Origin of the sequence: Clostridium sp. DL-VIII, assembly GCF_000230835.1 — a bacterium.
GTDB lineage: Bacteria > Bacillota > Clostridia > Clostridiales > Clostridiaceae > Clostridium.
This window is the reverse complement of record NZ_CM001240.1, coordinates 575,502-589,156: the sequence shown is the minus strand read 5'-3', so window position 1 is coordinate 589,156 and position 13,655 is coordinate 575,502. Positions and strand designations below refer to the sequence as shown.

General features: G+C 25.8%; 9 protein-coding genes. All 9 read right to left on the bottom strand.

The window, feature by feature from the left end:
- Positions 1-135 precede the first annotated feature (135 nt).
- The 9 genes from CDLVIII_RS02825 to CDLVIII_RS02785 all read right to left on the bottom strand — a co-directional run bounded on the left by CDLVIII_RS02825 (position 136) and on the right by CDLVIII_RS02785 (position 13,654).
- Complete coding sequence (locus CDLVIII_RS02825; RefSeq protein WP_009167947.1) at positions 136-1,575, bottom strand: metallophosphoesterase; 1,440 nt, start codon at positions 1,573-1,575, stop codon at positions 136-138.
- Positions 1,544-2,779, bottom strand: a complete 1,236-nt coding sequence (locus tag CDLVIII_RS02820; protein ID WP_009167946.1) for a hypothetical protein — start codon at positions 2,777-2,779, stop codon at positions 1,544-1,546. Before CDLVIII_RS02820 ends, CDLVIII_RS02825 begins: the two co-directional genes overlap by 32 nt.
- 312 nt (positions 2,780-3,091) lie before the next feature.
- Complete coding sequence (locus tag CDLVIII_RS02815; RefSeq protein WP_009167945.1) at positions 3,092-3,760, bottom strand: hypothetical protein; 669 nt, start codon at positions 3,758-3,760, stop codon at positions 3,092-3,094.
- A 1-nt stretch (position 3,761) separates the two neighbouring features.
- The gene (locus CDLVIII_RS02810; protein ID WP_009167944.1) at positions 3,762-5,222 is read right to left on the bottom strand and encodes a CorA family divalent cation transporter; all 1,461 of its coding nucleotides are present in this window, start codon (positions 5,220-5,222) and stop codon (positions 3,762-3,764) included.
- A gap of 203 nt (positions 5,223-5,425) precedes the next feature.
- Positions 5,426-6,829 carry a Cthe_2314 family HEPN domain-containing protein gene (locus CDLVIII_RS02805; protein WP_009167943.1) on the bottom strand — a complete coding sequence of 468 codons (1,404 nt, stop codon included), beginning with the start codon at positions 6,827-6,829 and terminating at the stop codon, positions 5,426-5,428.
- 79 nt (positions 6,830-6,908) lie between these two features.
- The gene (locus tag CDLVIII_RS02800) at positions 6,909-8,123 is read right to left on the bottom strand and encodes a hypothetical protein (RefSeq protein WP_009167942.1); all 1,215 of its coding nucleotides are present in this window, start codon (positions 8,121-8,123) and stop codon (positions 6,909-6,911) included.
- On the bottom strand, positions 8,101-9,447 hold the full coding sequence (locus CDLVIII_RS02795; protein WP_009167941.1) for a hypothetical protein: 1,347 nt from the start codon (positions 9,445-9,447) through the stop codon (positions 8,101-8,103). Before CDLVIII_RS02795 ends, CDLVIII_RS02800 begins: the two co-directional genes overlap by 23 nt.
- Before the next feature lie 499 nt (positions 9,448-9,946).
- Complete coding sequence (glmS, locus tag CDLVIII_RS02790) at positions 9,947-11,779, bottom strand: glutamine--fructose-6-phosphate transaminase (isomerizing) (protein WP_009167940.1); 1,833 nt, start codon at positions 11,777-11,779, stop codon at positions 9,947-9,949.
- A gap of 729 nt (positions 11,780-12,508) precedes the next feature.
- Entirely contained in the window at positions 12,509-13,654 is a 1,146-nt protein-coding gene (locus tag CDLVIII_RS02785; protein WP_009167939.1) for a mannitol-1-phosphate 5-dehydrogenase, read from the bottom strand.
- Position 13,655: the final 1 nt, after the last annotated feature.

Genomic DNA, 13,655 nt, shown 5'->3' with positions numbered 1-13,655 from the left:
GTTTTACCATTTCTATTATCTTCTTAAAATAGATAAAGGAATACTAAAAGCTCTTGCTCTAAATATTCCTTATCTTTTTATATTCTGTTATTCTAATATATATTTAAATTTTATGTCATTACTATAGTTCGCTTTCTAATTATTTAAATTAATTTCTGTCTTACCTTTAAACTTAAAGTCATTTAAAATATTTGTTTCATATTTATTTATTATAAATTTACTTGCTTTATTTTCACTAGTGTTTAGTATTTTTATTATCTGAAATCCATTTTTTCCATTAAAAACAGACCCACATAAAGAAGGTGCTGATGCTAACACTATTTCTGATTCGTTTTCATCACTATATACCGTATGCTTTTCAATAAGTTCTTCATGTTTATGACCGGAGCAAACTAATTTAAAACCTAACTTAACTAACTTATATTTTATTAAAAATAAATTTAACACTTCTGCATATTCTTTTATCTCAATATTAGGATGCGGAATTAAATTATTATGAATAACTGCTATTTTGGTATAACTATCAAAGTCCTCTTTTTGCTGATTTAATTGCTTGCATATGTAATCTAATTTATCAAATTCTTCATTCTTTATATAAAATAATTCCTTCTCATTTTCCTTTTTAAAATTAACTGAATTAAAACCATATATAAATATTTTATTGTTTTCATCTAATATATAAGCTTCATCAGAATAAATAGTTTTAAATCCTCTAGTATATGATGCAAATAATGCGAACTGACCATCTTCGCTCTCTCTATTTCTATCACATTCATGATTTCCTGGTACTATATATATTTTATCTGAACCTATTCCTAATTTAGATATTTTATCTTTGAATTCTATAAATCCCTTCTCTTCATTTTTGCTCGTTATATCACCGCTAATAATCAAATAACTTGCGTTTAATTCAGTAACTTTTTTAGAAAAACTTTCAAAAATATCTGGGGACATATTCCTTATGTTCATTAATCCTGCCTTGTTATCCATACCTGTATTATAATCTGAACCAAAATGTAAATCAGATATATGAATTATTGATATTTCTTTTAATTCATTATTATTAACTACGTTATTTAACAAATTTTTAGCATCTTCTTCACCTATTACTTTTTCATATTCGTCATATGAACTTCGAAAATTTCCCAAATCATCAGATGAAATATAATCCATTTGATATATTTCTCCAATATCTAAATCACACTCGTCTACCTCCTCAAGTAATTCAAAATAGATGAATACTCTATCTTTATTATTTATAATATCTGCTTCACAACCATTTACACATTCCGTTTTATCAAAATTAAATATTTCAAAATATTCTCCACATGGACAGCTATAAAATGCTATCGCTTTAAATAATTCAACTTTTTTCCCAATATTAAAAAATTTCATAACCAGTTCTTGAGATATTCCCATCTCATTAGCAATCTTAATAGGATTCAGTTTTAATCGTTCTCTTTCAGTAGTATTATCTTTTATACACTTATCAAATCTAGCTATAAATTCATTATTTATATTAAGTTTTATACTTTCAATTTGTTTAACAATACTTTTTAATTTCTCGCAATACATAATCACATTTCTCCTTGTTAAAATAATATTTAGGATAAAATACAACCTTAAATCTATTGTGATTATCTACGTGAATAGCTGTTCCAAAATGTTTTTCAGCTTTGCATCCTAGCCAATAAATTATGGAGTTTTTAATATTTTTCTCTTTATCTAACCTTGCTTTAATATCATAAAATACACTTGTGTCTAATACAGATTCCATAGGCTTGGAAGATCTTGCCTTCCCCTCTCCTACTGTATCATCAAAAAATTTTACTTGTCTTGGATATGCTTGCACATCAAACTTGTCCATTAATATTTTAGGAGTCAATCGTTTATAATCCTTGGACATCTTAACTCTATAATAATTATTCAGTATTAATTCACAAATTACATCCTTATCACTTTTTTGAATGCTCTTACCATCACCTAATACTTGCCTTCCCCAATACTCAACTTTTTGTATTATATCTTTTTTTAAAATTCCATCAACATATTTTGTTGTTGAATCTAAAACTTTTCCAGTTAAGTCATTTACTAATTTATATACTAGTTTTTGAGTAAAATCTAATGTTGCATGTGATTTTATTGTAAATATACTTTTTATATCAGAAAATATTTCTTTAAACTTATTATCCGGAGCATATTTAGGTAGTATTTCATCACCCCAATTAATTATCCTAACAGCTATAATCATTAATTCTAAATTAATTTCTACAGAATAATAATTATTGCATCTGTTACTACTATCCCTCAGTATTACTCCTTCCCCTAAAAGTAATCTTATACATTTAATATTTTCACCATCATGTTCTATTTCTGAATATACTAATTTTTTTTCTCCCGTATCAATAAACTTTTCAATATCATTTATATAATAATCATTAGTTACTTTATTTCTAATTCTATATTCTTTCACTTCTAATAAATTAATTCTTTCAATCCAGTCATTATAACTCAGACTCTCGATATTCGTAATAAATTCTATATACATATTTTTAGATTTACCATAATTAAGTTCATCTATTAAAAATTTATTTAAATCTTCCTCAGATAGAAATTTATGTTCTAATAATTTATTTATAAGTTCTAGTAACAATCCCTTACTTGAATCATCTAACCTATATTCCTCAATCTTCCTATCTATATCTACTAACTTTTCCTCTAAAAATTTTTTTATATTAGGTTTATGAAGAGACCTAAACACCGTTGAATCTAATATCAAATCCTATCACATCCTCTCATAGTAATGACTAATCAAATTATATCATATTATTTTACATTTAATACAATAATGTGTCATTACTACAAATTACTTGGTAAAAATATTAATATGATAGCCCTATTTCACTAAGAATTTATCTGAATTATTTACTATGAGATGTAAGCTATATATAATTATAATTTGCAATCAAAATTTACTAAATTCATCACTCACTTATAATGTGATTCCCCCTGCACTATCCTAAGTTTTATTTAAAATTCAATGTATTTTTCTAGCTATATCAATTTCTTATTAATTGGACGGTATGTATTATCAGTAGATATCACTTTTCTCCACTTCTGGTTCAATTTTAAATACTCTATCTATGAAGTCAACTATTACTTCGTAGATTTTAACAACATCACTATACTCAAAAAATAGCTTATTTGTTTCTTCATCAATATTAAATCCATATTTATTGTATTTATCAATTTGAGATTTATCTATATTACCTCCATTATGTGCAATCATGTTCCTAGCATCTCGTATTGTTTTTATATATTCCCATTGCATATCATTCTTAATTCCTTTTATTCCAGCTACTAGTTCTAGATACAGAACAGCTCGTTCTATTCCTTGCCCATGAATATCCTTATATGTTATAGTATATTTTTTCATCATTTGATATGCTCTACATAATGAATTAAATGAATCTTCAAGCATTGAAACTAAAGTTATTATTAAAGAATAATACGCAAGTGGCATTGATTTACAAGTATATATATGAACATTTTTAAGATATTTTGATTGATTATAAAAATCACCACATTCAGCAGCATGATTGGCCATTTTTAAAAAAGTTTCTTTGTAAACTTGTAATCCATTTTCAACAGTCTCCATTACACCTTTGAATGGATATAACTCAGTATGAGAATAATATAATGCCATTTCACTTGGCTTTTTTATTTCATACTCATCCAACATTGGAAAGTTTATTTCCATATCACAACCTCCAATCATTTTTTCTATTTAATAAAAAGTCTTTTATCTTTTTAATTGCCCATACAACACCAACTATCAACCAACAAATTAATATAATTACAACTAAATAAATAAGTGTTGTTTTAATATCTAGCTCTTCAATTTTTAAGAACTGTATATTCATTCCCATAAATCCAACAAAGAAATTTAATGGTATAAATATTAATGTAATTACATACATAATATCATTTTGATCATTCCTTGACTTTTCTGCTTGTTGGTAATCAAGAAATCTTAAATATTCATTAATATCTTGTATCTTACTTCTCATTTCTTGGAATATATCATCTAAGCAAAAACACTTTTGCCAAGCCTTAAAAAAATCATTTCTTCCTTCGATATTGCTGAACTCTCTAAACCAGCACTTAGCCGTAAAATTTCTAAACTTATCCAATATTTTTTCTGTTTTAAATAACATTACCTTATTCTTCTTTTTATTATTTTTAATATCAGTATTCAAAAAGGCTTCTGTTAATTCTTTTGATAATTTTAACATTGATATTCTTTGATGTAATGCTAATAGCACTCCTATAGAATAATTTTGCATTATATTATCTTTAAATGTATTATTTATAAACTTTGCCCCATTGTCATATACAAAAATACCTCCTCCTTTTAAAGAAAAAAAGTGTACTACGTTTCCTTGAGGCATATATATGTGTGAATGTTGAAATTCATCCAGAATCTCAACTGAATCTGATTCATTAAACATATTCATCAGATAATACAGGAACGCAAAAGTACTATTCTTAAACTCTTCAGAGTTTTCATAATTTTCAAATTTTACATATCTAAAATTAACAAATCCTTTTTCATAAAAAGATTTTAATACTTTACTTATTTGATCAGATAAAATTGTGTCAACTACTTTATTTAAACTAATAGTTCTTATACTTCCATCATTTTTATTTAAAGTAATGTTATTTATACCACTACTATCCACTTTAAATATTTTATTAAAATTTAATATCCGTCCAGGAGAAGTGATATTACTTGTCTCATTTTTCAAATTCACATTAAAAGTTAAAATACCGACTCCGTTACCAAAAACAAATATTTCAACATTTTCAATTTCAAAATTAATTGTATTATTTCCATCAATTAATTTTAATTTTTTAAAATTGTATAAAATCTCATACTCTTCTGATAAATCATTTACTAATTCTTCTGTATCTTTTAATTTAAATATGCCTATGTTGCTAACTTTATTAGTATTACATTCAGTAAATAAATAACTTGCTACATCTGGTAATAGTTCATTTCTTCTCTTTTGGATATCTTCCTGAATCAACTGCTCCCATCTATTTGAATCGCTATATTTTTTAATTATCGCATCATAATCATCTACACTAAAACAGAATGGATAATATATTTTAGAACAATACTCTTTGATTTTTATTTTTTCTTTTACTAATGTGAACATATAAACTACCCCTCTATAATTTAAAAGTATGCACTCATATTACCGTTATATCCCTACCTAACAGTAATGTGTTTTGCTACATCTCTGTACAAAAATTTACTAAAAACTAAATATACTCATATTATATTAAATCAATAATCCACTAATTATAAACTATTAATCTTATAAAATTTATAGATATGAATTAATACTATCTCAGTAATTTATTTGTATATTTTCAAAAATTCCTTTAGTAATTGCTCTAATATAAGAAGATTCCTATATACTAAATAGGATAATCTTATTTCGTAAACTTCCTGTCCTTCTTTTCCATAAAACGCACCAGGTCTTATATGATGAAAAATTTCATTTCTATATCTAGACAAATCAACGAAATCTTTGTTTCCTAATAACTTAGTTAACATAGAAATAAAATCTTTATATTGTTCATTTGATTGTTCGATTTCTGTCAATTTTTTTATAATACATTTAAAATAATTCTGTTTATTTTTAATATCAAAATTTAAGAAATTAGCTATTAGACTTCCTAATTTATCATAACAAGAACATATTATAAATATGGATTCATATGTAAAATATTGTATATTGATGATGAAAGCAGGAAAAGGATAATATCTATTTATTGTACCATTAATGCAATTTGCTACATCCTTTAGACACTTGCATCCCTCAAGTAATCTGAATATAATATCAATTAAATATGTATGTATTTCATTTTTAGCATCAAGTTCGAATTTGTTAACTAATTCTCTAAGCAATTCTCTTGCATCATTACTTAAATTCACTAATTCTACTGATTGCCTTATTTGACCTTGCAACTCCAATTCTCTGATAATAAGATCATAATCATCTTTGAAATTCAATTTCTGTACAACATGTACTACTTTTGATTTATTAATAACAAAATCCTCAAATTCACATATCATCATTTCTAATATTTCATATATTAGATCTATATTATCTAAAATTATTGTAACAATTGGAATAAATTCTATATCAAAATTATAATTAGGATTTTCTTTTTTCTCTTTATCTAATCTTGATATCTGGATTAAATGTTTTGATATTCTATGGCGATTTGCTACGCTTATATCATTAATTATATGAAAGATATGGTTACTTCTTAAATTGCAAACCTTACCATATATGTTACTTTTCTTAAAACTCTCATTACTTATAAGTTTTTTATGTAATCTATTAAAAGAATTATTTCTAAGATTAATTTTATCATATTCAATTTCATAAATAATTGATAATATGTTTGTAATTCTTTCCCAACATATAATCAGGCTACTAATAGCATTATTTAAAAATAATCTACCTGGATATGTTATTTCATTGTCATGATTCATAGTACCAAATTCAAATAAAACCAAATCATTTAATGCCTTATTTACAAAAAAATTACTATCTTCAATTAAATTAAATACATACTCATTATCATTCAATTCTATAAATTCTTTCCTTTCTGGGAATTTTTTAATATATTTTACACAATAAGCATTCAATAATTCACTAATATTTTTAGATTTTAAAAAATATTTATTTATCTTATCAATTTCTTCTTTTGAATAAATTCTATCCTGCATTTCATTTAATTTCATCATAATTTACAAATTCATCTTCCTTCTCAACTTAATATTTTAGCTTATTTCCTAATAAGTATAAAAAACTTTCATGCACTAACTACATAGTTATTTTCCAATTATAAATTTCAACAATACTACAAATAATATGTTCAACTTTTTTATCTTGATCATATTCCATTGTTCTAATTTGTTCATCAAATTCAGAAACTCTTAGTCTTTTATAAATATTTATTAGCTCGTTCATAAAGTCTAATGAATTCTTTTCCGATAAAGTATTTATCCAATTCTTGAACTCATCAATAGAGATCTTCTCTAATAAATAATCACCATTTTCTATATAATTTAAAATTTTATCTTTTGCCATAATATTCAATTCATTATTTTTTGATAGTGTAACTAATTGAAAGAAAGCTCTTGTTTTTCTTATATCTGAAGTATTATTTATTTTTAGAAATTCTATTAATTCTGAAATATTCTCTTTACATAACGCTTCATCGGCATATTTTCTTGGATATTTATTAAAGTGAAAAATATATTTAATAACGAATTGAATTTTAATTTTCGTAAAGTTATTAAATATTAATTCAATTTTTTCAAACCATATATGGCTATTGTTGTAATCTGCTTGACGCAGTTCGAAATCTAAATTATATGCGCAATAGTATTGTATTGCATTAATAAATGGTTTATTTTCACTATCTATTATTTCTTTTATTAATTTATCTTCATAGTCTATATTAATGGCTCCATTAAATAAGTATTGAAAAAATTTCATCCATTTTGCATTTTTTATAATCTCCATGAAATAATCACTCTTCTCGTACTTTAGAAATCCCATAATATGAACTAATGGATAACTATGTATGTCTGGAACCAAATAAGCACTATTAGCAAAACTATTATAGTCCAAATCCTTTTTTTCGTATAATTCACCTAATTCTTCCCGGTCAGAGCTTAAATTTTCAATTTTATTATCTAGATAATTCTTTATTCCAATTAATAATTTATTAATAATAGTTGTATTTCTTATTAATTTACTAATTTCCCCATAACTTTCTTTACAGTCCAATGTAATAAATTCATTTAAAAAACCAACATAGAATAAACAAAACACCTCATTTTCAGAAACATTTCTACTATTAATAAATTTAAAAATATCTTCCCATTTAAAATTATTTTCTTTAATAGTTTTTTTTATTTCATTATAATAATGAATGTAAGAATATTTATTTATTAGATCAAAAAAAGAATTTAAAACATAATCTATTATTTGATTACTATTTTCATCATTACAATTTAATACTTTGTCCATTTAATTTCACCTCACTTTGTAATATTAAAAATATTTCTTTTGCACTTATAGGATCCAATTCTACTATAGTTGAATAATTTTCTCCTAACTTATTAAATGATCCTCCAAATAAAATACCAGTAATATGATTAGCATGTACAAGAAATATAAATCTATCATGTACATTAGTAGATGTCCTTATTAATTCAAAATTATAATTTTGAAAAATATCTGTATATTTACAAAGTCGATTATTCTTTAATTCGTCTAAAAAATTATTAATTGTTTCATCCTTTCCCTTTCTAAATATTACTCTTTTTTTTATATTTGTATTCTGTGAAAACATAATTACAATATCACATATTTTCTCAAAGGTTTTAATATTCTCCTCATTACTTAATTCTATATTTAAGAAACATGAATCTACTATCCATAACTCATCACATTCTTTTTTCGAATACTTTTCAAGAATATCAAAAAGTTTATCTGTTTCATTGCTTGCTAAAAAATATGTATTGCTATAACTCTTTCTTTTTATATCATATTTAAGCCTTAAATTATTTTTATAATATAATTCACTATCATCTTTTTCTAAAACTCTACTTCTATCACTGCTGATCCATTTTGTTAATTTTATATTTTTATTTACAGTTTTTAATGAAATTTCTTTTGTAATAAATGATCCTCCCCATGCGGTTCCACACTTACGTAAATTGCTATTATTTAATGATTTAAAAACTATCTTACTATCATTGATAACAGTAACATCAAAGCTTTTCCACTCAAAATCTGTTTGCAATATATTATTACCTTGTACAACAAATGTATTAATTGTTCTTTCATCTATTTTAAATTCAAAAATAATAATATCACTGCTGTTCTTAACACCATCAATTTTAATCATTCTATTTTTATAATTATCTTTTGATTTTTCTATAATAACCTTATATTTTTGTGGCGTATAAAACAATGAATTACCTAAAACATAGGGATACTTGCTAATATCTATATTAGCATGTTTCTTAATAAACTCATCTATTTCAACAAATAACTCATATTTAAAATCGTTAAAAATGCTTTCTAGTTTTTTAGTATTACGATATTCGATTAACGTTGATGAATAATCATAATATGGATTCATAAAATGATCTGAATCTAAGATCCATTCATATTTCGGTAACTGTGGAAAAGTTACATTGCAAATACATTTTTCTTCAAAAATTAATTTACCTTCTTTGATACTCTTTGTATCTACTATTTCTCTATCCTTTGGATAATCATTAAAACAATCATGATACAATTCCAAGATCATTGTGTTATCAAATTTAAATGTTTGTACTATCATATATTCACATCCTGATTTTTATAATTACAATACTATTTTATATAATCAAACTTTGATTAGTTAGATTTTCTTCTTTAATTGAAACAATAACTAATATACTAATCCTAAATCTTGACTCTTACAATGTAATTTTCTATTATAGACATAATCAATATCATAAATTTTATGATTTATTCTCAAAATAAAAAAGATAACGCATTTACTTCTAAATACACTATCTTTATTATACTTTAAAACTTACAAAATTACTTTATTTTTACATAACAGCCTGAATAAAATTTATAAAACAACAAAATAAAACATAGAGTAATATAGAAATATTGTTCTTATTACTCTATGCCTTATACATTTTACATCGTCAATTTTTAAACAAACTTCATTACTTATAGCAAAAACATACTTGTGACACTATTAATTATAATCATTATGACAATGTTAAATATAACATGTGACAATATTAATTATAACTCACACAATTAGTCTTTTATTAATCTATTATTTATTCAACAGTAACTGATTTAGCTAAGTTTCTTGGCTTATCTATATCGCACCCTTTATTCCTAGCTGTATAGTAAGCTAAAAGTTGTAATGCAACTACAGCAACTATTGGTGAAACTAAGTTAAGAAGTTCTGGAATTCTGATTACTTTATCGAAAATAGATTCATCTAATTCATCATTTTCATAAGCAATAGCAATTACCTCTGCTCCTCTTGCCTTAACTTCTACTATATTACTTACCATTTTTTCTCTAAGTGATCTTTGAGTTAATAAAGCAATTACCTTTGTTCCTTTTTCAATTAAAGCTATTGTTCCATGTTTTAATTCTCCACCAGCATACGCTTCTGAATGAACATATGAAATTTCTTTAAGCTTTAGTGATGCTTCTATACATAGTGCATAATCAGCACCTCTTCCTAAATAAAACACATCTTCTTCATTAGTTAAAAGATTAGCAATTTCTTCTATTTCATTTGCTTTATCTAAGATTACTTGAACTTTTTCAGGCACTAATAATAAAGCTTCTCTTAATTCTTTATCTAATTCCTTAGTCATTAATCCCTTTAATTCACTAAAATACATTGCCATCAAGTACATAACAACTACTTGTGTTGTATATGCTTTAGTAGAAGCTACAGCTATTTCTGGACCTGCCATTGTATATATTACATTATCAGCTTCTCTAGAAATACTACTTCCTACAACGTTAGTTATAGCTAAAGTTCTAGCTCCAACCTTTTTACAATCTCTAAGAACTGCTAATGTATCAGCAGTTTCCCCTGATTGACTTAATGTGATTACAAGAGATTTATTAGTTACTAAAGGATCTTTATATCTAAATTCTGATGCTATATCAACTTCAACTGGTATCCTTGCTAATCTTTCAATTGCTACTCTACCCATAAGCCCTGCATTATATGCAGTTCCACAAGCTACTATGAAGATTCTATCTATATTATCAAGATCTTCTTTAGATAACTTAAAGTCTCCAAAATTAATATCATTATTCATTGATAATCTTGAAGCCATTGTATCTTTGATAGCTTTTGGCTGTTCATTGATTTCTTTAAGCATGAAAGAATCATATCCACCCTTTTCAGCCGCATCTTCATTCCAAGTTACTTTGAAAACATCTTTCTTTACTTCTGTTCCATCACCGTTAAAGATTTTAGCTCCATCTTTAGTAATAAGAACAAATTCTCTATCTTCTAAAAGATAAATGTCTCTTGTGTAGCTAATTATTGCTGGTATATCTGAAGCAATAAATGTTTCATCCTTTCCAAGACCTACAATTAACGGACTATCTTTTCTTACAGCCACTAGCTTGTCTGGTTCTGCTCCGCTTACTACACCTAGAGCATAACTACCTTCTAGTCTTTCAGTAGCTTTTACAACTGCTTTAAAAAGATCTCCTATTTCTTCGTAATAATAATGAATCAAATTTGGTATTACTTCTGTATCTGTTTGAGATATAAATTCATATCCTTGACCTTTAAGCCATTGTCTAAGTTCTATATAGTTTTCTATAATTCCATTGTGAACTACAGTAATATCTCCTTTTGAACTTTGATGTGGATGTGAATTAATATCAGATGGTTCTCCATGAGTTGCCCATCTAGTATGGCCGATACCAAGTGTTCCCTCAGCTTTGCCTTCTCCTAAATTATCAGTTAAATTAGTAAGACGGCCTTTGTGCTTTTCGATGCTTACCTTACCTTCATTAACTACTGCTATCCCTGCTGAGTCATAACCTCTATACTCTAACTTTGATAATCCATCTACTAAAAAGGATTTCGCTGATTTACTTCCAAAATATCCAACTATTCCGCACATATTTATTCTTCCTCTCTTTTTCGCATATTATTTAATTTTTATTCTCCTTTTAATTTCATCCTAGCAAAACAAAAAAGGGCATAATAATCCTAGAAATTAAAATTAAAAGAAAGGTTTTAACACCAGACTGAATTTGTGCTGCAAATTGCTTTACAGTTTTACCAGCCGTTTACGGTAGTGCGATACCGTGGGGCACCCGCCGAAGTTTCGATACTCCCCAACCTCGTCAACTTAAGTGAAAACCTAAATCTTTGATTTAGTAGTTTGAACTTACCCAGTATAATCGGGCAAGTGAGACTCCAAATCTATGATTTGGTCAGTCGAACTTACTCAGCGAACGAATGTGAGTCGAGTTTCCTTTAAAAAGATTTACTTAGATCTTCATGTAACTTTAAAGAAAAGATTACTTCCATCTAAATTCTTTTTCAAAAAACTAAACCACCAAAAGTTCACTTACCTTCAAACTTCACTTAGTCCTGGCGCTTTTTTTTCAATTTATAGCTTTAACTTTTCCTATATCATCGCCTCCATTTTTCCTTTTTTTATGCCTCTTTGACTATTTTATCATATATTTTTTAATTGTCTATATTTATATATATTTTAATTCTTACTTTTTAGTTACAAAAATATTATTATACAAAAATACTTAAGTAATTTACTAAAACCACTTAATTTATTTAACTTAAACAATCTAAGGCGGATTTTTTTTACCCGCCTTAGATGAAACTTTTATAATTTTAAAACATCTTCATATGCTTTTTCTATCTTTTCTAGTAATTCACTATCATCTATATTAGCAATTTCTGAAATAGCAGCTTTTATTCCTTTTTCCTTGATTAATTCTTGCAATTTTACACTCTGTGCATCTTCAGGATTATTGTAATGAAGAGCTGATCCTACACCTAATAATAAATTATCTATACCTAGATTAAATCTCTTAGCAGTCATTAATGGCTTGATTAATCTATCACTATCGCTTAATTTTCTAAGTGGTTCTCTTCCAACTCTTGATACATCATCTTTTAAATATGGATTTTTAAATCTTTTAATGATTTTATCTATATATTTAAAATGAGCATCTTTATCTAAATTATGTTTTTCTACTAATCCAAGTCCACTTTCCTTCATTGCACTTTTTACAATATTATATATCTTTTCATCAGCTATACTTTCATCTATTGTACTATATCCTTTTAAGTTACCTATATATGCTGTAATTGCATGACCAGTATTTAATGTGAATAGTTTTCTTTCTATATATGCCATTAAATTATCTGCTAAGTTCATTCCTTCTATTGATGGAATTGTTCCTTTAAATGCTTTTTCTTCAACATTCCATTCATAGAATTTTTCAACTACTACATCTAAAATATTTTCACTCTTAACTGGTGGAACTATTCTATCCACAGAACAATCTGGGAATCCAACAAACTCTTCTAAATAAGCTTTTTCATCTTCATTTAAGCATTTTTCAACTTCAGCTTTTAATTGAGAACTTGCCTTTATAGCATTTTCACATGCAATGATGTTTAGTGGTGCCTTAATTCCAGCCTCTTTTCTAAGTTGTATCCCCTTAGCTATTGTTGGTGCTATTCTTGGTAATACAACAAGACCTACGGCTGTTGTTATAATTTCTGCTTCCTTTATCTCATTTAAAACTTCATCATTTATTGAGATAACTCCACTTATATTTTCAACTACTACATCTTCACATTCTACATCCATAACATGTATTGTATATGTTTTATCAACATTTATTTTATCGATTATTTCTTTATTTACATCGGCAAAAACTACATGATATCCTGCTTTTGAAAGTAATGCACCTATGAACCCTCTTCCTATGTTTCCTGCTCCAAATTGAATTGCTTTCATA